Here is a 23,830-nt window from a genome sequence, read left to right on the forward strand (position 1 = left end):
CAGCGACGTCGACTACCGAGATAGGTTCGCCTTAACGCTGTGCACGGCTTCCCCGGAGGTAATAAAAATGCGATCGCCTTCCTCCGGACGGATGGCGTGTCCGCCGGTAAAAGATCCGAAAGACGGCAGGATCATCCGACGCGGGCCTAGGACGAAGCACGGCAGCCGCAGGGCATCGAAACGTGTCGCCAAGACATACACTGGATGCACGTGCCCCGCCAGCACAAAACCGGGCGCGTCCAGGTCCGGGTGGTGGCAGAACGACAGCGGGCCGACCGTGTACGGCTCGTCGACGAGGTCGATGCCGAGCACGTCGGCCGGGTCGCCCGCATGCTTGTCGTGGTTGCCGCGCACGAGCGTCAGCACGAGGTCGCAGCGCCGCCGGCGCCATGCGAGCAGCGCGGCCTGCGTGCCCGCCGCGTGCGCCGCGCGCGCATGCAGGAAGTCGCCGAGGAACAGCACGTGGTTCGCGCCCGTCGCGTCGATGAGGGCGTCGAGGGCGTCGAGGTTTTCCGTCGTCGTCCCGCGCGGCACGGGGATGCCGAACGAGCGGAACGCGGCCGCCTTGCCGAAGTGGATATCGGCGATGGCCAGCAGTTTTTCGCGCGGCCAGTACACGGCTTTCTGCGGCAGCAGCACGAGCTGCTCGCCGGCGGCGTCGACCGTCACACTGGTCATGCCCCGGCCGCCTTTTCCAGTTCCCGCACCATGCGCGCGACGCGGTCCGCCAGCTTTTCCGTGCTGACCTTTTCGCGGAAGCGCTCGACCATCAGCGGAAAACCGAACGGCGTGGCGCGCTTCACCTCGCGGAAGGCGATACGGCGCGCGTGCAGTTCGACGAGCGTGTCGCGCAGCCGCGTGAGCTCCAGTTCCTGCTCCAGCACTTCGCGCTCGGCCTGCGTGAGCAGCAGGTTGCCACTGTCGTGCTTGCGGAAGACTTCGAAGAACAGCGACGACGACGCCTGCACCTGGCGCATGGATTTGTGCTGGCCCGGATACCCCTGGAAGATGAGCCCCGCGATACGCGCCACTTCGCGGAAGCGCTGCTGCGACAACTGCGTCGCGTTCAGGCTGTCCAGCACGTCCTCGAGCAGGTGCGACGTGTCGAACAGGCCGACGTCGGTGCCCGTCTCCGCAGCGAACACGGTCGCCCAGTCGACGGCTTCGGGCGCCAGCAGCTCGAACCCGTAATCGTTGACGGCGATGGAAAAGGTGCTCGGCATGACGCGCCCGACGCGGTACGCGAACAGCGATGCGAGCCCCGTGTGCACGGCGCGTCCCGCGAACGGGTACACGAACAGGTGATAGCCCTCGCGGCTCTTCATGCTTTCCACGACGAGCACGTCGCTGTCGGGCAGCGCCGACCAGCGGGCCTGGATCTCCAGCAGCGGCTGCAGCGCGCGCATTTCCGGCCCGTCGTAGATGCCCTCCCCGGCGAGTTTCAGTTCTTCGAGCGCCGCGTGCGCGAGCTCGGACGACAGCGGCATCTTGGTGCCCTGCCAGCGGCTGACGGCGCCGCGCGTCGATTCCGAGCGCTTCACGTACGCCGTCATCTCGTGCACGCGCACGAGTTCCAGGATGCGGCCGGAGAACAGGAAGCGGTCGCCCGGCTTCATGCGCCCGATGAACGATTCCTCCACGCTGCCGATACGGCCGCCGCTCACGTACTTCACCTGCATCTGCGCGTCCGACACGATGGTGCCGATCCCCATGCGGTGGCGCCGGCCGATCTTCACGTCGGGCACGCGGTAGACGCCCTCCTCGTCCGGCAGCACGCGCTTGTACTCCGGATAGACCGTCAGGCTCTGGCCGCCGCGCGCGACGAAATCCAGCGCCCACTGCCATTCTTCCGGCGTGAGGTGGCGGTACGACCACGCGCTTTTCACTTCCTCGTAAAACGCTTCAGAACGGAAGCCGCCGCCCAGCGCGACGGTGACGAGGTGCTGCACGAGCACGTCGAACGGCTTGTTCGGCACTTGTCTGGCCTCGACGCGGCGCGTGGCGACGGCGCGCTTGGCGCCCGCCGCTTCCAGCAATTCCAGGCTGTTCGTCGGCACGAGCGTCACGCGCGAGATGCGCCCCGGCGCGTGGCCGCTGCGCCCCGCGCGCTGCAGCAGGCGCGCGATGCCTTTCGCGCTGCCGACCTGCAGCACGCGCTCGACGGGTAAAAAATCGACGCCCAGGTCCAGGCTCGCCGTGCACACGACGGCTTTCAGGTCGCCGCGCTTGAGGCCCGTCTCGACCCATTCGCGCACCTCGCGGTCGAGCGAGCCGTGATGCAGCGCGACGAGGCCGGCCCAGTCCGGGCGCGCCTCGATGATGTTCTGGTACCACAACTCCGATTGCGAGCGCGTGTTCGTGAAGACCAGCGTCGCGGCATGCTGCTCGATCTCGTCGATCACCGGCTGCAGCATCTGCAGGCCCAGGTGGCCTGCCCACGGAAAGCGCGCCACGCCCTGGGGCACGAGGCAGTCGACGACGATCTGTTTTTTCAGGTCGCCTTCAACGAGCACGCCGGCTTCCGGATCGCCCAGCAGCACGCCGCGCGCTTCGGCGAGATTGCCCATCGTCGCGGACAGGCCCCAGACGACGAGACCGGGATTCCAGCGCCGCAGCCGCGCCAGCGCGAGCTGCACCTGCACGCCGCGCTTGCTCCCCATCAGCTCATGCCACTCGTCGATGATGATCATGTCCAGGTGCCTGAACTGGTCGCGCGCTGCCGCGTGCGACAGCAGCAGCGACAGGCTTTCCGGTGTCGTGATCAGCGCACCGGGCAGCGACTTGGACTGGCGCGCGCGCTCGGCCGCGCCCGTGTCGCCCGTGCGCGCGCCGATCGACCACGTGCCGATGACGTCCGGGCTCGCGGCGCCCAGTTCGGCCGCCGACACTTCCAGCGACCGCTGCGTGTCCGCCGCCAGCGCGCGCATCGGCGTGATCCACAGCACGCGCAGGCCCGTGTTTGCGCGCCGGGTACGATTCGCGCCACGCAGCAGCGCCGCGAACCACACGGCGTACGTCTTGCCGGCACCCGTGTTCGCATGCAGCAGGCCCGATTCGCCCGCCAGCGCGGCCTTCCACACCGCGCGCTGGAACGGAAAGATCTTCCAGCCGCGCGATGCGAACCACGCGTCGACGGCCGCTTCCGCCTGGGTCCTGGTCATGGCGTGACGGCTCCCAGCAGGCCTTTCAACGTATCGAGCGTATCCGCCTCGTCGACGGGCTTGTCGTCGCGCCGCCGCAGGATGCGGGGAAAGCGCACGGCGATGCCCGCCTTGTGACGCGCGGACAGCGCGATGCCTTCGAAGCCGATTTCGAACACCATCGTCGGCTTCACGGACCGCACGGGCCCGAATTTTTCCACCGTCGTCTTGCGGATGATGTTGTCGACCTGCGCGATTTCCGCATCCGTGAGGCCGGAATACGCTTTCGCGAACGGAACGAGCTTGCGCGCGTCGCCCTCGCCATCCCACACGGCGAACGTGTAATCCGTGTACAGCGACGCGCGCCGCCCGCTGCCCGCCTGCGCATAGATCAGCACCGCGTCGACGGCGTACGGGTCGATCTTCCACTTCCACCACGTGCCCACGTCCTTCGTGCGGCCTACGCCGTACTGCGCGTTCCGTGCCTTCAGCATCATCCCCTCGACCCCGCGCGCCCGCGATTCCGCGCGCAGCTTGCCGAGATCGTCCCAGCTGTCGGCCGTCACGAGCGGCGAGATGCGCAGCTGCGGTCGCGCCGCGCCCGTGACGAGCGTCTCGAGCAGCGCGCGCCGTTCATGCTGGGGCAGCGCGCGCGTGTCGACACCGTCCAGTTCCAGCAGATCGTACGCGAGCAGCACCGCGGGCAGCTCGGCCAGCAGTTTCGCGGACAACGTCTTGCGGCCGATGCGCTTCTGCAGGTCGGCGAACGGTGCCGGCGAATCGCCCGTCGTCCAGATCAGTACCTCGCCGTCGATCACGGTGCCTTCCGGCAGGGATAGACTCGCGAGCTCCGGGAAGCGCTCCGTGATCAGGTCCTCGCCGCGCGACCACAGGTAGTTCTGGCCGCCGCGCCGCACGAGTTGCGCGCGGATGCCGTCGTACTTCCATTCGACCTGCCAGTCGCCCATGTCGCCCAACGCAGCAGGCTCGCCCTGCAGCTGGTGGGCGAGGAAGAAGGGGTAAGGCTGGCCGCCGCGCAGCTGGTGCTCGTTGTCCGTCTGCGCCGCGATCAGTTGCAGGAAGCCCGTCGCCGTCGGCTTGACACGGCCATCCGTCCAGCCCATCAGGCGCTGCGCGATCAGCTTCGAATCGACCGCGGCGATGGACGCCAGCGCGCGCGTGACGAGCAGCTTCGACACGCCCACGCGAAAGCCGCCGCCGATCAGCTTCACGAACAGGAAGCGTTCGCGCCACGTCAGTTCGTCCCAGTACGAGAACAGCGCTTCCCGGATCGTGCCCGGATCGGCACCGCGCAACGGGCCGATGCGCTCTTCCATCCACACGGCCAGGCCGACATCGCTGTGGCGCTTGGGCGGCGGCAGGATGTGGGCGATGGTCTCGGCCATGTCGCCGACGGCCGCATACGATTCGTCGAACAGCCACTCGTCCAGGCCCGCGTATTCGATGGCGTACTGGCGCATGAGTTTACTCGGCACGGCCTGGCGCGGCTTGCCGCCCGCGAGGAAGTACACGGCCCAGGCGGCGTTTTCCGGGGCGGCGCTGGCAAAGTAATTCTGCAGCGCCTCGAGCTTGCGGTTGGTGGCGGTGGTTTCGTCGAGTTCGGCGTACAGGCGGGCGAATTCACGCATCCTTCGCCTCCTCCACGGGCTCACCCGGCGTGGCCGTCACGGCTTCGTCATCCTCCTCGCCGTATTCCGTGTCGAACGCTTTCGCATCGAGGCCGATCTGGCACAGCCAGCGCACCATCACGGGAATCGAGCCGTGCGTGACGATCACCTGCTGCGCACCGGTGGCGTGGATCGCGTCCAGCAGGCCGGGCCAGTCGGCGTGGTCGGACAACACGAAACCGCGGTCGACGCCGCGCCGCCGGCGTGCCCCGCGCAGCAGCATCCAGCCGCTGGCGAAGGCGTCGGAATAGTCGCCGAAGCGGCGCGTCCACGGCGAGCCCGATGCGGAAGGCGGCGCCAGCACGAGCGCCTTTTTCAGGTCCGCCTTGTCCGTCTCGCTGACCATCTGCGTATGTGGCAGGACCACGCCGCCCTCGCGGTAGATGCGGTTCAAAGGCTCGACGGCGCCGTGGCAGACGATGGGCCCGACAGAAGGGTCCAACCCGCAGAGCAGGCGCTGCGCCTTGCCGAACGCATAGGCATACAGGACGCTCGTGCGGCCCTCGTCGGCATTGCGACGCCACCAGCGGTTGATGTCGTCGAAGACTTCCTGCTGCGGGTCCCAGCGGTAGATCGGCAGGCCGAACGTGGATTCCGTGATGAAGGTGTGGCAGCGCACGGCCTCGAACGGGGCGCACGTGGCGTCCGGCTCGACCTTGTAGTCGCCCGACGCGACCCAGATCTCGCCCTGGTGCTCCATCCGGACCTGGGCGGAGCCGAGCACGTGCCCCGCCGGGTGCAGCGAGATCGTCACGCCGTTGTGGACGACCTTGTCGCCGTATTCGAGGCCCTCGATGTTGATGTCCTGGCCGAGGCGCGACTTCAGGATGCCGACACTTTGCTGCGAGGCCACGTAGTGCTTGTGGCCCCAGCGCGCATGGTCGCCGTGGGCATGGGTGATGACGGCCCGGTCGACCGGCCGCCACGGGTCGATATAGAACTGGCCCGGCACACAGTACAGGCCTTCCTTCCTTACGATGACCATGTCGCCCATGCGTTCGGCGTCCTCCTTGTTATGCTGGCGTCACGAAATCGGCGAGGAACACGCGCTGCTCGCCGTCCGGGAATTCGATGTGGACCTGGTCCCCGGCCACGGACAGCACGACGCCTTCGCCATACTTCGGCACCGTCACGCGCGCGCCCGCGTCGAACGCGGGGCCGGCCGGCGCGTCTGCGTCCGGTTCGCGGTCGAACTCGTCGTCGCGGATGTCGATATCTTCCGTCAGCACGGCGGCCGGCGGGTTCAGGCAGTTGTCGCAGCGGCAGCACTTCTCGAAGCCTTCGACCTCGTCGCCGAAATAATCGAGCAGCAGCTTCCAGCGGCAGAAACCGCTCACGGCATACGATACCATCTGTTCGAGCGCTTCCTTGTCGCGCTCCTGCTTCTGGCGATACATCTCGGCCATCGCCGCGAACAGTTTATCCTCGGGCGACGCGCTGCCGGGCAGGTACGCGAGCTTGCGGTTCTGGCGCAGCAGCTTCGCATCCTTCAGCAGTTTCAAACACACCTTCAGGTGCGGCCCCGCCAGCTCGCCGGCTACGTCATCCACGCGATCCGGCGTCGCCGTCTCGTTTTCCATGAGCGCGTGCACGGCCTCGTACACGGCGCGGATCTCGTCCGCCGTCGGGTAGTGCTTCACGAGGAAGAACTGCTGCACGCGCTTGTCGTCCTGCAGGAACAGCAGGGTGCAGCTGGCGCCCTGGCCGTCGCGGCCCGCGCGGCCCGATTCCTGGTAGTAGGCTTCCAGGTTCGCGGGGATCTGCAGGTGGATGACAAAGCGCGTGTCGGGCTTGTCGATGCCCATGCCGAACGCGTTCGTCGCCACCATCACGCGCCGTTCGTCGTTCATGAACAGGTCCTGGTTCGCCTTGCGCTCGCTGGCTGCCAGCTTGCCGTGGTAGAGCGTGACGGATTCGCCGGCGTCCAGCAGCACCTGGTGCATCTCCTCGGCCATCTTGACGGTGGCTGCGTAGACGATGCCCGTGCCTGCCGTCTCGCGCACGAGGCGCAGCGCCTCCTGCAGTTTCTCGTCCGGGTTCGTCACCTGCACGACGGCGTACTGCAGGTTTGGCCGGTAGATGCCTGTGTTGATGACGTTCATCCGCGGGCGATTGAGTTGGCGGCCGATGTCGTCAACGACGTCTTCCGTCGCGGTGGCCGTCAGCGCCAGCACGGGCGGGCGGCCCAGCGCCTCGATCGCGCCGGCCATCTCGAGGTAGGCCGGGCGGAAGTCATGGCCCCATTGCGAGATGCAGTGGGCTTCGTCGACGACGACGAGGGCGATGTTCACGGCCTTCAGCACGTCGACGAATTCGGGCATGACGAGGCGCTCGGGCGTGCAGAACACGATCTCGCAGCGGCCCTCCGCGATCGCGGCCAATGCGTTCCTCTCCTCTTCCGCCGACAGGCTGCTGTTGACCTGCTCGGCGCGGATACCGAGTTCCCCGAGCTTTTCCAGCTGGTCTTTCATCAGCGAGATCAGCGGCGAGACGACGACCGTCATGCCGTCCAGGATGCGGGCGGGGATCTGGTAGCACAGCGATTTACCGCTGCCGGTCGGCATGATCGCCAGCGTGTCCCTGCCATCGAGGACGCTGTCGATCACGCGTTGCTGGCCGTCGCGCAGGTGTTCGATGCCGAACACCGTATGCAGCAGGCGGCGAATGGTGTTGCGGCGTACCGCGAGCACACCCTTGTGGAGGAGTTTGGGATCGTGTGTGGTCATGATGCAGCCAATGTAAGCCTGAGCACGGCCACACACCATAGGACGCAACCTACAGCCACCGTAGGAGGCTATGCACGAGCGACCCCATGCGGTCAGACAGAGCGACGAGGTTTATTCCTACAGGTTGAGGGATTGCCAGCCGATAGTTTCTCTAAAGAACGCGTTCTAAGATGACATCAACATCAACACGACAGCAATCCGCATTCGGAGGTTCATCATGGTCCGCTTCCTGCCCGCTCCCTTTACCGCAGCCTGGCTCGCGCTCACGAGCGCGGCGACGTGGCTCCTGTGCGAAACCGATGCATTGAACGGCTTCGCGCCGCTGTTTTACCACTGAAGAAGCCACGTATCCTCTCGTTGTCGTCCGTATCATTTGTTACAAATTGACAGTTGAACAGTATGAGGAGGTCGCCATACCTGAGCCAGGAGGACTCATCATGAAGTACGCCCTGATTTACGACGATGACGCGGCCGCACGCCGCCACAGTGCCACCCTGCTCAAGTCGCTCGGCTACGTTGTCGCCCAGACGACGACGGCGCAGGCGACGCTGAACGCCATGCAGGCGCTGCACTTCGACGTGATCCTCACCTCCAGCGCGCACGCCGCCGGCGACCGGCGCTCGCTGCCCGGCGAACTCTCCCGCCTTGCGCCCGACACCCCCACGATCCTGCTGCTCGACGAGGACGAACCCTTCCCGCCGCTGTATTACGCGTTCAGCGCCACCGTCACGAAACCGGTCACCGTGCGCGCGCTGCGCCATGCGCTGGAGTTCGGGCTGGACGGTACGGGCGCCCATCCGGTCCCCTCTCGCCCCCACTTGGAGCGGCGCGACGGCCAGCGGCGCCGGCACACGCGCGACATGGCCTCCACCCGGTTGGCATAAATACAATTTGTGAATTATTGCTAACAATCTTTGGTTTGATCAGGCATCCACCGAGGCATAAGATAGTTGCCATAAAATGTTATCGCAAACATAATTTTGTGAAATAACAGTAAATAACAATAATCGGAGGAGATATGCCGCACACCCTGATCCCGCAGCGCCGACCGCGTCCTCCCTCTCGTCCCGCCCCGCGCTGAACGCGCGCCCCGACAGTCCGCATTTTTTCACGATGATCCTGTGCCCTCACAGCGGGCACGGGCGTCGCTCATCCTGCCCGCCGGCGATCCCGGCACGGGTCCGCAGTAAAAGCAGCACACGCAGTGAACTCCGGGCCGCCCCCGCCCGGCAATCAACCCGAACCACGGAGATGTTCATGCCCCATGCTTTTTCGCGCACCACCCGCCGCGCCGCGTCGGCGATCGTCCTGTTGTCCGCCTTTGCCGCCGGCGCGTCCGCGCAGACGGTCGCCATCAACCCGGCCACGACGTACCAGACCGTGCGCGGCTTCGGCGGCTTCAGCGGCGCCGGCTGGGCGGCGGAGCTGACCGCTGCCCAGGTCGACGCCGCGTTCGGCACCGGCACGGGCCAGATCGGCCTGTCCATCATGCGCCTGCGCATCGATCCGGACCCAAGCAAGTGGTCCACGCAACTGGCGTCCGCGCAGCTCGCCAAGGCGAAGGGCGCCATCCTGTTCGGGACGCCGTGGACGCCGCCGGCGAACATGAAGACGAACAACAGCCTGGTCCAGGGAAGCCTGTTGCCGAGCCGCTATGGCGACTACACCACGCACCTGCTGAACTTCGCGAGCACGATGCAGGCCGGCGGCGCCGCGCTGTACGCCATCTCGATCCAGAACGAACCCGACTTCGCCCCGGACTACGAAAGCTGCCTGTGGAACTCGCAGCAATTCATCGATTACCTGTCGAGCCAGGGGTCGCGCTTCGGCACCTACAAGGTGATCGCGGGCGAGTCCGCCACCTTCTACAAGCCGCTCACCGATCCCATCCTGGGCAGCGCGACGGCCGCGCCGCAGTTCGACATCGTCGGCGGCCACCTGTACGGCGTGAACCCGAGCGACTATTCCCTCGCCCGCGCGAAGGGCAAGGAGGTGTGGATGACGGAGCACTTCACCGACAGCACGTCCAGCGCCAACGACTGGTCGAAGGCGATGCCGGTGGCGCTGGAACTGCACAACAGCATGGTGGCCAACTACAGCGCCTACGTGTGGTGGACCATCCGCCGCTCCTACGGCCTGCTGACGGAGGACGGCAACGTCAGCAAGCGCGGCTACATCATGGCGCAGTTCGCGAAATACGTCCGCCCCGGTTCCGTGCGCGTCGCCGCGACGGAAAAACCGTATGCCGACGTCTTTGTCACCGCCTACAAGAACACCGCCGGCAAGCTGGTCGTCGTGGCCATCAACAACGGCACGTCGCAGCGCCAGCTGCAGTTGCAGGTCGGCAGCGCCGCCCCCGGCTTCACGAAATACCGCACCACGTCGACCGACAACACGGGCTATGCGGGCCAGTACACGGTGACGGGCGGGGTCGCGACCGCGTGGATCGATCCCGGCAGCGTCAACACTTTTGTAAGTCAGTAAGTCAATAAAACCCACCAGGAGGAGATGAGTCATGTTGAAACAACGTTTACTACGATGGAGCCTGCCTTTGCTCGCGATGTCCGCGCTCCCCGCGGCCGTCGCGCAGACGGTCGCCATCGATCCCGCGACGACCTACCAGGTCATCCGCGGGTTCGGCGGGCATAACGGCGCGGGCTGGATCGCCGACCTCACGCCGGCGCAGGTCGACACCGCGTTCGGCACGGGACAGGGCCAGATCGGCCTGACGATCATGCGGATGCGCATCGACGCGTCCAGCACCGCGTGGGCCACGCAGCTGCCGACGGCGAAGCTGGCGAAGGCCAAGGGCGTCACCCTGTTCGCCACGCCGTGGACGCCGCCGCCGTACATGAAGACGTCGAACGCCATCGCGCACGGCAGCCTGATTCCGAGCTACTACCCGGACTACGCGACGCACCTGCTGGGCTTCGCGGACTACATGCGCACCAACGGCGCCCAGCTGTACGGCATCTCCGTGCAGAACGAGCCGGACTGGGATCCGGACTACGAAGGCTGCACGTGGACGTCGGCCCAGTTCATCGACTTCATCAAGTCGCAGGGCCCGCGCTTCGCCGGCCTCAAGCTGATGGCGCCGGAATCGCTGGGCATGCGCAAGGTGCTGTCCGATCCGATCCTGAACGACGCGGGCGCGGCGGCCCAGCTCTCGATCGTGGCGGGCCATCTGTACGGCACGACGCCCAGCGACTACCCGCTCGCGCGCGCCAAGGGCAAGGAGGTGTGGATGACGGAGCACTACACGGACAGTACGTCGGACGCCAACGACTGGGCGAAGGCGATGCCCGTCGCGATCGAGGTCCACCGGAGCATGGCCGCGAACTACAGCGCGTACGTGTGGTGGTACATCCGCCGGTTCTACGGGCTGATCACGGAAGACGGCAACGTCAGCAAGCGCGGCTGGATCATGTCGCAGTACGCGAAATTCGTGCGGCCTGGCTACGTGCGCATCGGCGCCACGCAGAATCCCTACCCGGACGTGTACGTGACCGCGTACAAGGGCGGCGACGGCAAGGTCGTCGTCGTGGCGGTCAACAACGGCACGGCCCAGCGCCGCGTCGACCTGACGTTCGGCAGCGGCGCGCCCCGCACCCTGCAGCGCTATGTCACGTCGGCCGCCGCGAACGAGAGTTATGCGGGCGACTACCCGGTCATCGCGGGCGGCGCCAGCGCCGACCTGGAACCGTCCAGCATCAGCACCTTCGTGAGCCAGCCGGGCGTCGCCGACCTCACCGGCAGCGTGAAGATCGTGCAGGGCGGCCTGACGGCGAACCGCTTCACGGGCCAGTTCAGCGGCACGGTGTCGTTCACGAATACGACGGGCGCGACGCTCACGGCATCGACGCTGCGCCTCGTGCTGGAAGGCCTGACGCCCGGCGTCACGCTCGACAACAAACAGGGTGACGTGAACGGCGTCCCGTACATCGCGCTGCCCGTGAACCAGCTCGCGCCCGGCGCCACCGTCACCGTGACGACGACGTTCGGCAACCCATCGAAAGGCGCCATCGCCTACACCCCGAAACTCCAAGGCATCACGTTCTGAAAGACTTCGCCATGATCAAGCACCTGACCTCCTTCTTCACACGCGCCCTGCTGGCGCTGGCCCTCGCCGGCGGCGCGAACACGGCGTTCGCCGGGCCGATGTATCACTTCACCGTCGACACGACGAACCTGACGGGCACCGGCTATCTCGACCTGACGTTCGCGGCCCTGGCAGGCGCGACGCCGGCGACGGCCACGCTGACCCATTTCACGGGCGCGTTCGGCGGCACCGCGCTGCCGACGGGCGACGTCGGCGGCGACATCGGCACCGCGGTCACGCTCGGCAACGGGCAGACATTCAACGAACTGCTGCAGGCGGTGACGTTCGGCGGCCTGCTCGGCTTCGACGCCGCGTTCGACATCGCGCCCGGCGGCACGATCGGCACCGGCTTCGGGATCGCCCTGGTGAACGCGGCGCTCGACAACTACGTGCCGGGCACGATGGGCAACGTCGCGTCGATCGACCTGATGCCGGGCGCACCCGCCACGGTCTGGGCCGACGCCGCGTTCGTGACCGCCACGAAGGTGCCGGAACCGGCCGGCCTGCCCGTGTTCGCGACAGGCTGCGTGCTGGCCGCCCTGACGCTGCGCCGCCGGAACCGGGGTCAGAGCCCGAATTTGGGAAATTGATCAAAACCGGGCTCTGACCCCGGTTTTTGGAAACAAAAAAGCCCGGGCGGTTTTCCGTCCGGGCTTTGATCTCACGCTACACGCTTACGCTGCTTCGACGGCCACCGGCATGCGGATCAGGTAGTCGAACGCGGACAGCGCCGCCTTTGCGCCCTCGCCCGCCGCGATGACGATCTGCTTGAACGGCGTCGTCGTCGCATCGCCCGCGGCGAACACGCCCGGGATGTTGGTGCGGCCGTGGGCGTCCACGACGATCTCGCCGAAGCGCGACAGTTCCACCGTGCCCTTCAGGAACTCGGTGTTCGGCACGAGGCCGATCTGGACGAACACGCCCGCCAGCGGCACGTGGTGTTCCTCGCCGCTGATGCGGTCCTTGAACTTGATGCCGTTGACCTTGCTGCCGTCACCAGTGATTTCCGTCGTCTGCGCGTTCACGTGGATCGTCACGTTCGACAGGCTCTCGACCTTGTTGACGAGCACCGCGTCCGCCTTCAGCTGCGATGCGAATTCGATCAGCGTCACATGCTCGACGATACCGGCCAGGTCGATCGCCGCTTCCACGCCCGAGTTGCCGCCGCCGATGACCGCCACGCGCTTGCCCTTGTACAGCGGACCGTCGCAGTGCGGGCAGTAGTTCACGCCGGCGTTCCTGTACTCCTGCTCGCCCGGCACGTTCACGTTCCTCCAGCGCGCACCCGTCGACAGGATCACGGTGCTCGACTTCAGCGAGCCGCCATTCTCGAACTGCACTTCGACCAGTTCACCGGGCGCGGCCGGCGGAATGATCTTGGCCGCGATCTGCTGCGTCATGATATCCACGCCGTAGTGGCGCACCTGCGCTTCCAGCGCGCTTGAAAATTTCGGGCCGTCCGTTTCCAGCACCGAAATGTAGTTCTCGATCGACATCGTGTCGTTCACCTGGCCGCCGAAGCGCTCCGTCGCGACGCCGGTGCGGATGCCTTTGCGGGCCGCGTACACTGCCGCTGCCGCACCCGACGGGCCGCCGCCGACGATCAGCACGTCGTACGGATCCTTCGCGTTCAGTTTCGCGGCGTCGCGGGCGCCGGCGCCCTTGTCCAGCTTGGCGACGATCTCTTCGATCAGCATGCGGCCCGAGCCGAACAGTTCGCCGTTCAGGAATACCATCGGCACGGCCATCACCTTGCGCGACTCGACTTCGGCCTGGAACGCGCCGCCTTCGATCACGGTCGTCTTCACGCGCGGGTTCAGGATCGCCATCAGCGACAGCGCCTGCACGACGTCCGGGCAGTTATGGCACGTCAGCGACATGTACATCTCGAATTCATAATCGCCGTCCAGCGCCTTGATCGCGGCTATCGTCTCGGCCTCGACTTTCGGCGGATGGCCGCCCGTCCACAGCAGCGCCAGTACGAGCGACGTGAATTCATGGCCCAGCGGCAGGCCGGCGAAGCGCAGGTGCATGTCGGTGCCGACGCGCGTCAGGGTGAACGACGGCTTGCGGGCGTCGTTGCCGTCCGTGCGCAGCGTGATCTTGTCGGCGCGCAGGCCCTGGATCGTCTGCAGCAGGTCGAGCATCTGCTTCGACGTGTCGCTGTCGTCGAGCGAGGCGACGATCTCGAACGGTTGCTGGACGCGTTGCAGGTAGCCGGCGAGTTGGTTTTTCAGTTCTTGTTCGAGCATGATCGTATCCTTTCGTTCAGTCGTGTTCAGGCCGATGCGGTCCATCGAGGACGCATCCGATAATCTAAATAGTGAATCTGGACCGGCAGATCGACTAGCGAGATCGCCTGTGTTATTCGTGCGGGCCCATTCCGGTTGGGCTCGTGGGAGGGGAGGCACCGGCCGCCCCTCGCGGCCGGTGCCTGGTACTACGGTGTTACAGGTGCTGCTTCAGGTCTTAGATCTTGCCGACCAGGTCCAGCGACGGCTTCAGCGTTTCGGCGCCTTCGGTCCACTTGGCCGGGCAGACTTCGCCCGGGTGCGATGCGACGTACTGGGCTGCCTTCACTTTGCGCATCAGTTCCGACGCGTCGCGGCCGATGCCGTTGTCGTGCACTTCCATGACCTTGATCTGGCCTTCCGGATTGATCACGAAGGTGCCGCGCAGGGCCAGGCCTTCTTCTTCGATCATGACTTCGAAGTTACGCGACAGCAGGCCGGTCGGGTCGCCGATCAGCGGGTAGTTGACCTTCTTGATCGCGTCCGACGTGTCGTGCCACGCCTTGTGGGCGAAGTGGGTGTCGGTCGACACACCGTAGACTTTGACGCCCATCTTTTCGAATTCCGGCTGGAAAGCAGCCAGGTCTTCCAGTTCGGTCGGGCAGACGAAGGTGAAGTCCGCCGGGTAGAACATCAGGACCGACCACGTGCCTTTGAAATCGGCTTCGGTCAGGTCGATGAACTTGCCTGCGTGGTAAGCGGTTGCTTTGAACGGCTTGATTTCGGTGTTGATGATGGACATTCAGTACTCCTCTTTCGGGGTTAAAAAAAGCTTAGGTGTGAACTATACCCTGTCACACCATTCATGTGAAATTGATTGAACAGATTCTATCAATTGATTTTAGCTATCGAGCGTGGATAGCCTGTGCCTATCGTGAACATTGGCGGCACAAGGATCAGGCAGGCGCGGCCGCCGGCTGCAACGCCGTTTCCGTGCACGGCAGGACGAGGCTGAACGTCGCCCCCTGCCCCGGCGTGCTCTCGGCCGTCAACTGGCCGCCATGCGACACGGCCAGCTGGCGCGAGATGTACAGGCCCAGGCCCAGGCCCTTCGGCTCGCCGCTTTTCGCGCCGCGCTCGTAGGGTTCGAAGATGCGTTCGATGAAGTCGGGCGCGATGCCCTTGCCGTGGTCGCGCACGGCGATGCGGACGTTGCAACCCTCAGCATGGACACTGACCTCGACCGCGCCGCCGCCGCCATAGCGCATCGCATTGGTCAGCAGGTTGACGACGACCTGTTCGATACGGAATTCGTCCCAGAATCCTTCGACCGGGTGATGCGGCGCCAGCACGACGTTGGCGCCGGCCGCCGCGGCCTGCAACGACAAATCGTTCACCACGCGCTCCAGCAAGGCCATCAGTTCGACCCTGGCGGGACGGATGGAGAGCGTCCCGCTCTTCATGCGCGAGACGTCCAGCATGTCGTCGATCAGGCGGATCATCGCCTTGATCTGGCGCTCGTCGCGCTTGATCATGCTGTTCATATGGTCCGGATTGAACGCCGGCAAATTGCCCCGCTTCAATTGCAGGCTGCGCATTTGGGTTTCCAGGAACAGCGTGTTGAGTGGCGTGCGCAGCTCGTGCGCGACGAGGGACATGAATTCGTCGCGCATGCGCAGCGAGCGCTGCAGCTCGGCCTGCGTCGCGTTCAGCTCGCCCAGCAGCACCTCCTGCTCGCGCCGCGCCGCTTCCAGCGCTTCCATCTGGCGCTGCATCTCGCGCCGCTGCTGGTCCAGCGTGACGAACACGTGCACCTTGCTGCGCACGGCGTCCGGGTCCAGCGGTTTATAGAGAAAATCGACGGCGCCCGTCTCGTAGCCCTTGAACGCATAGTTCAGCTCGCGGCCGGCGGCGGACACGAACACGATCGGGATATTGCGGGTGCGCGAGGTGGAACGCATCAGCTCGGCGAGTTCGAAGCCGTCCATGCCGGGCATCTGCACGTCGAGGATGGCCAGCGCGAACTCGTGTTCGAGCATCAGGGACAGGGCTTCCTCGCCGGACTGGGCCTGGAACACGAGGCGCTGCTCGTCGCGGATCAGCGCGTCGAGGGCGCGCAGGTTTTCCGGCAGGTCGTCGACGATCAGCAATTTACTGGGGTCATGTGCGCTCATGGTTCATTCATCTCCAACATGGGCAACAAGGCGTGGATGCGCGCCAGAGGCAGTATCAGGTTCGGTTTGCAGCGGTTGATGGCGGTCACGGGCATCGTGGGCACCTGGGCGTCGGCGGGATCTTGCACGACGGTGAAGCCGCCGCGCGCGCGGATGTGGGCCATGCCGTCGGCGCCGTCGTGGTTCGCGCCCGTGAGCAGGATGCCGGCCAGGGCCGGACCGTAGGCGTCCGCGCTGGATTCCATCAGCACGTCGATCGCGGGCCGCGCGAAGTGCACGGGCGGCTCGCAACTGATCGAGAACGTGCGGTCGCGTTCGACGGACAGATGGTAGCCCGGTGCGGCGAAGTACACGGTGCCGGGCACGATCTCTTCCTTGTCGGCCGCCTCCTTCACGCGCACGGGCAGGCGCTCGTCGAACAGCTCGGCCAGGCGGCTTTCGCGGTCGCCCGGCATGTGCAGGATGCAGAACACGGGCAAAGAATAGGCCGCCGGAATCGCGGGCAGCAGCGCGACGAGCGCATCCACGCCGCCGGCCGAGCCGCCGATCACGACGGCCTCGAAGCGCCGTCCGCGCAGTGCCGCGCGCAGCGCGCCTTCCTGCGGACCGGGATCGAAGCCGGGGCTCATGGCGCCACCTTGCGGAACACCCGTTCCCGCCGCGCGAGCGGCTCGAATTGCCGGGCATACGTGGAAAAGTCGATGCTTTCCTTGCTGCCGAGGCCGAGGAAGCCGCGGTGGCACAGCGATTCGTGGAACAGGCCCAGCACCCGGTCCTGCAGGCGCCGGTTAAAGTAGATCATCACGTTGCGGCAGCTGATGAAATGCGTCTCCGCGAACACGCTGTCCGTGGCGAGGCTGTGGTCCGCGAACGTGACGTTCTCGACGAGCGCGCGGTCGAACAGCGCGCCGCCATAGGCCGCCGTGTAGTAATCGGAAAACGCGCGCGTGCCGCCCGCCTTCTGGTAATTCTCCGTGTACACGCGCATCTTATCCAGCGGCATCACGCCGCGTCGTGCCGCTTCCAGCGACTCCGGATTGATGTCGGTCGCGTACATCTGCGTGCGCTCCAGCAGGCCCTCCTCGTGCAGCAGGATCGCGAGCGAAACCACTTCCTCGCCCGTACTGCAGCCGGCCACCCACACGTTCAGCGACGGGTACGTCTTCAGGAACGGCACGACGAGCCGGCGTACAGCCAGATAATAATCCGGGTCGCGGAACATTTCCGTCACCGGGATGGTCAAAAACTGCAATAGCTGCGCGAACGCGGCAGGGTCGTGCATGACGCGCGCCTGCAAAGCCGAGATCGTTTCGCATTCCATCGCGCGCAACGCGGCAAGCACGCGGCGCTTTTGCGAGGCGCCCGTGTAGTCGCGGAAATCGTAGTTGTACTTGAGGTAGACAGCCTCGACCAACATCCGCAACTCGATGTCGTCGCTCGGCAGGCTGTGCATTGTCTTTTTCAAATGCGCTCCAGCGTCGGCATCCACACGCGCAGCAGCGAGTACAGCCGGGTCAGGTCGATCGGCTTGGCGAGATAGTCATTGGCGCCGGCGGCCAGGCATTGTTCCTGGTCGTCCTTCATCGCCTTCGCCGTGATCGCGATGATCGGGAGGCGCGCGAAGCGCTTGTCCTGGCGGATGCGACGCGTCGCTTCCAGTCCGTCCATGCCCGGCATCATCACGTCCATCAGGACCAGGTCGATCGACTCATGTTCATCGAGCTTGGCAATGGCTTCATACCCATTGCGCCCCACCTCCACCCTGGCGCCGCGTTGCTCCAGGGCACTGGTCAACGCGAACACATTGCGCACGTCATCGTCCACGAGCAGGATCGTGCGGCCTTCGAACACACGGTCGCGTCCGCGCACCGTCTTGAGCATCGACTGGCGTTCCGACGACAGTTCCGATTCCACCTTGTGCAGGAACAGCGTGACCTCGTCCAGCAGGCGCTCCGGCGAGCGCGCACCCTTGATGATAATCGAGCGCGAATATTTCAGCAGTTCCGCTTCCTCGTCGCGGGTCAGATTGCGTCCCGTGTACACGATGACGGGCGGGAACGAACACAGTTCTTCCAACGACATACGCTTGAGCAACTCGTTACCCTGCATGTCCGGCAGCTTCAAGTCGATGATCATGCAGTCGAACGTCTGCGTGCGCAACAGGTCCAGCGCTTCCGTGGCGGATCCGACGGCCGCGATCTCGACGTCCGTATCGGAAATCAATTGCACGACGCTGTCGCGCTGGCGTTCGTCGTCTTCCACGAGCAGCACGCGTTTCATTTCCTGCGACGACTTGTCCTTCAGCTTGCGGAACACGTCTTCCAGCTGCTCGCGCGACGTCGGTTTCAGTGCGTAGCCGATCGCGCCCAGGTGCAGCGCCTCGCCGCCGTTCTCCTGGCTCGAGACGACGTGGACGGGGATGTGGCGCGTGCCCGGATTGTCCTTCAGCTGTTGCAGCACGGACAGGCCGGAGCCGTCCGGCAGGCGGATGTCGAGCAGGATCGCGTCGGGACTCTCGTTCGTCGCCAGTTCCAGGCCTTCCTGTGCCGTCAGCGCGACGAGGCAGCGGAATTCCATGTCGTGCGCAAGGCCGTACAGGATGCGCGCGAATTCCGGCTCGTCCTCGACCACGAGCACCGTGCGCACGCCGGCGGCGGGCTGGGCGCGGTCGTCGGCGAACGCCGGCAACGCCAGGCCCTGCGCCGGCGCTACCGGCTCCGGTTCCGGCACGGGTGCGCGTACGGGCGGCTGCGCCGGCGGCAGCACGGGCGGCGTCGCGGCGACGGTGCCGTTGCGCGGCAGGCTCAGCACGAACGTACTGCCCTCGCCCGGCGCACTCGTGAGCGTCAGGGTGCCGCCCAACAAAGCGGTCAGGTCGCGCGAGATGGACAGGCCCAGGCCCGTGCCGCCGTACTTGCGCGCGGTGGAGCCGTCGGCCTGGTGGAACGCGTCGAAGATCTTGTCCTGCTGCTCGGGCGCGATGCCGATGCCGGAATCCTGCACGGTGAACTGGATCCAGCCATCCGTGTTGGCGCTCACGGTGAGATGCACCTTGCCCTTGTCCGTGAACTTGACGGCGTTCGACAGCAGGTTCTTGAGGATCTGCTCCAGGCGCTGGCGGTCCGTGTGGATGCTGATCGGCACGTCCGGCTCGACCGTCAGGCTGAAGTCCAGGCTCTTCTGGCGCGCCAGCGGTTCGAACACGCGGGCCAGGCCCTCGATGACGCGGCGCAGCGGCAAGTCTTCCGGCACGAGCTCCAGCTTGCCGGCCTCGACCTTCGAGATGTCGAGGATGTCGTTGATCAGGTTCAGCAGGTCATTGCCCGCCGAATAAATCGTCTGGGCGAAGCGCACCTGCTCGTCGTTCAAATTGCCGGCCGTATTGTCGGCCAGCAGTTTCGCCAGGATCAGCGACGAGTTCAGCGGCGTGCGCAGTTCATGCGACATGTTCGCGAGGAACTCGGACTTGTAGCGGCTTGCGCGCTCCAGTTCCAGCGCCCGCTCGCGCAACTGTTCCTGGGCCTGCACCAGCGCGCTGTTCTTGTTGTCGAGGTTGGTGGCCTGCTCGGCCAGCTGTTCGTTCGTCTGCTCCAGCTCGGCCTGCTGGTTTTCCAGCGCCGACTGCGATTCCTCCAGCGCGCGCGACTGTTCTTCCAGCTCTTCGTTCGCCGTGCGCAGTTCTTCCTGCTGCACCTGCAATTCCTCGTTCAGGGCCTGCTGCTCTTCCAGCGCGGCCTGCAGGCGCTGGCGGTGCAGCACGTTGGCGACGGCGGCGCCGACCGACGCGGCGATCGTCTCCATGAACTGGACGTCGCGCTCGCGCACGCCGTGCAGGAAGCCGATCTCGATGACGCCCTTGATCTTGCCGAAGTTCGACACGGGCGCGATCAGGAGTTCGCGCGGCGCAGTCTCGCCCAGCGCCGAGCCGACCTTGATGTAGTCCGGCGGCAGGTCGCGCAAGGTGACGATGCGGTTCTGGTTGGCGGCCTGCGCGGCCAGCGACTCGGTCGGATGCACGATGCGCGCGCGGTCCGTGTCCGCATGCGCGAACCCGTAGGCGCCGATGCGGGTCAACGTACCGTCCTCCGCGCGCACGTACATCGCGGCCACGACGCCGTTCAGGTAGTTCGCCACATAATTCAGCACGGCGTCGGCCAGCGGTTCCAGGCTGATGATACCCGTCGTCTTCCCGACCAGTTCCGTCTGGCCCGAGCGCAGCCACGCCTGTTGCATCAGCTGGGTATTGTGGTCTTCTTCGTGCTGCAGGATATCGCCGTACGATTTGGACAGCGCCTGCAGGTCGCGCCGGCCGAACACGGCGAGCAGGCCGGCCACGATCAGGCTGAACGCGAGGAAGGCGGCGACGGACCACGCGATCACGGAGCGCGACGTGGCGTTCCGTTCCTGCAGGATGCGTTGTTCTTCCAGGATGAAATCGAGGAACTCGCGCCGGACCTGGTCGGTCAGGATCTTGCCGCGGCCGGCCTTGATGTTCTGGATGATCTCGACGAAGTCGCTCTTCTTGCTGCGCATGCCGATCATCTCTTCGGCGAACGCCTGCCACTGGGCCTGCGCCGCGCGCACCCGTTCGATGCGGTCGAGCTGGGCCCGGTTGTCGTCCACGAGCCGCTCGAGATTCTTCAGCTCGGCATCCATGCGCGGCTTGGCCGACAGGTAAGGCTCGAGGAAATCGTCGTCGCCGGACAGCACGTAGCCGCGCATGCCGGCCTCCATGTCGGACGACAACCGGCTGACCTCGTTGGCGCGGCCGATCACGTGCTCGGAATGCTCGACCCAGCTCAGGACATTGATGAGGTAGGCGATGATACCGACGAAGACGAGCGCGCTGAGCACGCCCATGCCCAGCGGCATGGCGACGTTGCGCGACAGGATCCGGCGGAATTGGTCACTATCGATACTCGAACCGGGCATGCTGTGTGGTTACTCTTATGAAAAAAATATCCCAAGTGTAACGCAAGCAAAGAATCCGAGGTGTTCGCTTGAACGTGACTTTTTGTCAAGTCGACGGCGTTGCGACGTATTTACGACAAAGATCGCCGAAGATACGGCGCGGTGCGGCTGCCCTTTTCCCTGGCGACGTGCGCCGGCGGCCCCTCCGCCACCACCTTGCCGCCCGCCTCGCCCGCACCCGGGCCGATGTCGATCACCCAGTCGCACGCAGCCACCACGCGCATCGTGTGCTCGACCATGATGACGGTGTTACCCGCATCGACGAGACGGTCGAGCTGGGCCAGCAGGCGGTCGGCGTCGAGCGGGTGCAGGCCCGTCGTCGGCTCGTCCAGGACGTACAGCGTCCCGCCGCGGCCGGCGCGCTGGAGCTCCGTCGCCAGCTTGATGCGCTGCGCCTCGCCGCCCGAGAGCTCCGTCGCGCTCTGCCCCAGCCGCAAATAACCGAGCCCCACCTCGCGCAGCACGGAGAGCGGCCGCGCGACGGCTTCCTCGTCCGCGAAGAACGCATGTGCCTCGTCGACCGTCATGCCCAGCACGTCCGCGATGTTGCGGTCGTTGTAGCGGATCGCCAGCGTGTCGGCGTTGTAGCGCGCGCCGCCGCATGTGGGACAAGGCGCGTACACGCTCGGCAGGAACAGCAGCTCGACCATCACGAAGCCCTCGCCCGCGCAATGTTCGCAGCGGCCCTTCGCCACATTGAACGAGAACCGGCCGGCGTCGTAGCGGCGCTTTTTCGCGGCCGGCGTCGCCGCGAACAGTTTGCGCACCTGGTCGAACAGGCCCGTGTACGTGGCGAGGTTCGACCGGGGGGTGCGGCCGATCGGCCTCTGGTCCACGCGCACGAGGCGGCGGATGCCGTGCATGGGGCCCGCGATATGGCCGACGGTCGGGATGTCGGCCTCGCGCTCCAGGTCCATGCCTTCCTCCGTCTCGGCGTCGGCCGCTCCCTGTCCAAGCGCCGCGCCGACGAGGTCGACGAGCACCTGGCTCACGAGCGTCGACTTGCCGGAGCCGGAGACGCCCGTCACGCCCGTCATCACGCCGAGCGGGAAGCAGACGGCGAGATCGTGCAGGTTGTTGCGCGTGACGCCTTCCAGCCGCAGCCACCCGGCCGGCTCGCGCGGTGTGCGAACGGGCGGACGTGCGGCGTCCTGCGCATCCGTGAACAGATAGCGCCGCGTGTGCGAGCCCTTCACATCGCGCAGGCCATCGGGCGGGCCGCTGTATAGAATCTGGCCGCCTTTCTCGCCTGCCTGCGGACCGACGTCGACGATCCAGTCCGCGTGCCGGATCACATCGAGCGCGTGCTCGACGACGAACAGCGAATTGCCGGCCGCCTTCAGGCGGGCGAGCGCGTCCAGCAGCGCTTCGGTGTCGGCCGGATGCAGGCCGGCCGACGGCTCGTCCAGCACGTACACGACGCCGAACAGGTTCGACCTCACCTGCGTGGCGAGGCGCAGGCGCTGCAATTCTCCCGGCGACAGGGTCGGCGTGCTGCGTTCCAGCGCGAGGTAGCCCAGGCCCAGCGCCAGCATCGTGTCGAGCCGCGCGCACAGGTCCGCGGCGATGCGCTGCGTGACGATCAGCTGCTCCGGGTGTTTATCGGCACGCCTGGCTGCCGTTCCATCCGCGTAAGGACGCAGCATCTGCGCCAGGCGTTCCAGCGGGACGCGCGACAAGGTCATGATGTCCATGCCGGCAAACGTCACGGACAAGGCTTCCTGGCGCAGGCGGCGGCCCTGGCACAGCGGGCATTCCGTGCTCACCATGTAGCGCGCCACGCGCTTCTTCATCGACGCGCTTTCCGTGTTCGCGAACGTCTGCAGCACGTAGCGGCGCGCGCCGCTGAACGTGCCCTGGTAGCTGGGCGTCTCCTTGCGCTTCAGGGCGCGGCGCGTTTCCTCCGGCGTGAGGCCCGCGTACACGGGCACGGTGGGCGTCTCGTCGGTGAACAGGATCCAGTCGCGGTCCTTCCTGGGCAGGTCGCGCCACGGCGTGTCGACGTCGTAGCCCATGGTGACGAGGATGTCGCGCAGGTTCTGGCCGTGCCACGCGGGCGGCCACGCGGCGACGGCGCGCTCGCGGATCGTCAGGCTGTCGTCCGGCACCATCGACGCTTCCGTCGCGTCGTACACACGGCCCAGGCCCGAGCATTGCGGACACGCGCCTTCCGCCGTGTTGGGCGAGAACGATTCGGCGTACAGCAGCTCCTGGCCGGGCGGATAATCGCCGGCGCGCGAGTACAGCATGCGCAGGGAGTTCGACAGGGTCGACACGCTGCCGACCGAGGACCGCGTCGTCGGCGTGCCGCGCTGCTGTTGCAGGGCGACGGCGGGCGGCAGGCCGTCGATGTCGTCCACTTCCGGCACGGGCATCTGGTGGAACAGCCGGCGCGCGTAGGGCGAGACGGATTCCAGGTAGCGCCGCTGCGCTTCCGCATAGAGTGTCCCGAACGCGAGCGACGACTTGCCCGAGCCGGACACGCCCGTGAACACGACGAGCGCGTCGCGCGGGATGTCGAGGTCGACGTTCTTCAGATTGTGCTCGCGCGCGCCGCGCACGCGCACGTGGCCTGTCTTCAATGTTTGGTCGCGCATGCCTGCGGCTCCGGATGCTTCACGATGCCTCATTCCAGCACATGCAAACCCGGCAGTCGGTGCGGTCGAACACAGTTAGACCGTCGTTCCCCGACCAGGCGTCCCCTTGCCGGGAACCCAATTGCCCGCATGCCGCTACCGTTACACGTAGTCGGTGTGCACAAAACTCAGGTTCTCGCCTTCGCGCACTAGTGTCCGGAATAT

Annotated in this window: 16 protein-coding genes; 4 read left to right on the plus strand and 12 right to left on the minus strand. The window is 66.1% G+C overall.

The window, feature by feature from the left end:
* Positions 1 to 12: 12 nt before the first annotated feature.
* Genes pdeM through QPK29_RS19855 form a run of 5 tightly spaced genes read right to left on the minus strand, consistent with a single transcriptional unit; the run spans position 13 to position 7,554 of the window.
* Positions 13 to 678 carry a ligase-associated DNA damage response endonuclease PdeM gene (gene pdeM, locus QPK29_RS19835; protein WP_371770834.1) on the minus strand — a complete coding sequence of 222 codons (666 nt, stop codon included), beginning with the start codon at positions 676 to 678 and terminating at the stop codon, positions 13 to 15.
* Complete coding sequence (locus tag QPK29_RS19840) at positions 675 to 3,161, minus strand: ligase-associated DNA damage response DEXH box helicase (protein ID WP_371770835.1); 2,487 nt, start codon at positions 3,159 to 3,161, stop codon at positions 675 to 677. The genes pdeM and QPK29_RS19840 overlap by 4 nt, the downstream gene beginning before the upstream one ends.
* Entirely contained in the window at positions 3,158 to 4,789 is a 1,632-nt protein-coding gene (locus tag QPK29_RS19845; protein ID WP_371770836.1) for an ATP-dependent DNA ligase, read from the minus strand. Before QPK29_RS19845 ends, QPK29_RS19840 begins: the two co-directional genes overlap by 4 nt.
* The gene (locus QPK29_RS19850; protein ID WP_371770837.1) at positions 4,782 to 5,822 is read right to left on the minus strand and encodes a ligase-associated DNA damage response exonuclease; all 1,041 of its coding nucleotides are present in this window, start codon (positions 5,820 to 5,822) and stop codon (positions 4,782 to 4,784) included. Before QPK29_RS19850 ends, QPK29_RS19845 begins: the two co-directional genes overlap by 8 nt.
* Positions 5,823 to 5,841: 19 nt before the next feature.
* Positions 5,842 to 7,554, minus strand: coding sequence for a RecQ family ATP-dependent DNA helicase (locus QPK29_RS19855; RefSeq protein WP_371770838.1), 1,713 nt, complete (start codon positions 7,552 to 7,554; stop codon positions 5,842 to 5,844).
* A gap of 437 nt (positions 7,555 to 7,991) precedes the next feature.
* Here QPK29_RS19855 and QPK29_RS19860 point away from each other — a divergent pair, with 437 nt between their 5' ends.
* From QPK29_RS19860 to QPK29_RS19875, 4 genes are all read left to right on the plus strand, one after another.
* Positions 7,992 to 8,438, plus strand: a complete 447-nt coding sequence (locus QPK29_RS19860; protein WP_371770839.1) for a response regulator — start codon at positions 7,992 to 7,994, stop codon at positions 8,436 to 8,438.
* A 373-nt stretch (positions 8,439 to 8,811) separates the two neighbouring features.
* Positions 8,812 to 10,038, plus strand: coding sequence for a glycoside hydrolase family 30 protein (locus QPK29_RS19865; protein WP_056136922.1), 1,227 nt, complete (start codon positions 8,812 to 8,814; stop codon positions 10,036 to 10,038).
* A gap of 76 nt (positions 10,039 to 10,114) precedes the next feature.
* Complete coding sequence (locus QPK29_RS19870) at positions 10,115 to 11,614, plus strand: glycoside hydrolase family 30 protein (RefSeq protein WP_400189808.1); 1,500 nt, start codon at positions 10,115 to 10,117, stop codon at positions 11,612 to 11,614.
* Between the two features lie 11 nt (positions 11,615 to 11,625).
* The gene (locus QPK29_RS19875) at positions 11,626 to 12,243 is read left to right on the plus strand and encodes an NF038129 family PEP-CTERM protein (protein WP_371770841.1); all 618 of its coding nucleotides are present in this window, start codon (positions 11,626 to 11,628) and stop codon (positions 12,241 to 12,243) included.
* An 84-nt stretch (positions 12,244 to 12,327) separates the two neighbouring features.
* Here the strand turns inward: QPK29_RS19875 and ahpF are convergent, their stop codons facing one another.
* From ahpF to QPK29_RS19910, 7 genes are all read right to left on the minus strand, one after another.
* Positions 12,328 to 13,905, minus strand: a complete 1,578-nt coding sequence (ahpF, locus tag QPK29_RS19880; protein WP_371770842.1) for an alkyl hydroperoxide reductase subunit F — start codon at positions 13,903 to 13,905, stop codon at positions 12,328 to 12,330.
* Positions 13,906 to 14,122: 217 nt separating this feature from the next.
* Entirely contained in the window at positions 14,123 to 14,686 is a 564-nt protein-coding gene (gene ahpC / locus QPK29_RS19885) for an alkyl hydroperoxide reductase subunit C (RefSeq protein WP_056136676.1), read from the minus strand.
* A gap of 154 nt (positions 14,687 to 14,840) precedes the next feature.
* Entirely contained in the window at positions 14,841 to 16,058 is a 1,218-nt protein-coding gene (locus QPK29_RS19890) for a hybrid sensor histidine kinase/response regulator (RefSeq protein ID WP_056136674.1), read from the minus strand.
* Positions 16,055 to 16,687 (minus strand): chemotaxis protein CheB, encoded by a 633-nt coding sequence (locus QPK29_RS19895; protein WP_056136672.1) that lies wholly within the window; start codon positions 16,685 to 16,687, stop codon positions 16,055 to 16,057. The genes QPK29_RS19890 and QPK29_RS19895 overlap by 4 nt, the downstream gene beginning before the upstream one ends.
* The gene (locus QPK29_RS19900) at positions 16,684 to 17,511 is read right to left on the minus strand and encodes a CheR family methyltransferase (protein ID WP_160410269.1); all 828 of its coding nucleotides are present in this window, start codon (positions 17,509 to 17,511) and stop codon (positions 16,684 to 16,686) included. Before QPK29_RS19900 ends, QPK29_RS19895 begins: the two co-directional genes overlap by 4 nt.
* An 8-nt stretch (positions 17,512 to 17,519) precedes the next feature.
* The gene (locus QPK29_RS19905) at positions 17,520 to 20,990 is read right to left on the minus strand and encodes a response regulator (protein ID WP_371770843.1); all 3,471 of its coding nucleotides are present in this window, start codon (positions 20,988 to 20,990) and stop codon (positions 17,520 to 17,522) included.
* Between the two features lie 110 nt (positions 20,991 to 21,100).
* Positions 21,101 to 23,626, minus strand: coding sequence for an excinuclease ABC subunit UvrA (locus QPK29_RS19910; RefSeq protein WP_371770844.1), 2,526 nt, complete (start codon positions 23,624 to 23,626; stop codon positions 21,101 to 21,103).
* Between the last annotated feature and the right edge of the window lie 204 nt (positions 23,627 to 23,830).

Source organism: Massilia orientalis (assembly GCF_030411975.2).
Taxonomy (GTDB): Bacteria; Pseudomonadota; Gammaproteobacteria; order Burkholderiales; family Burkholderiaceae_D; genus Telluria; species Telluria orientalis.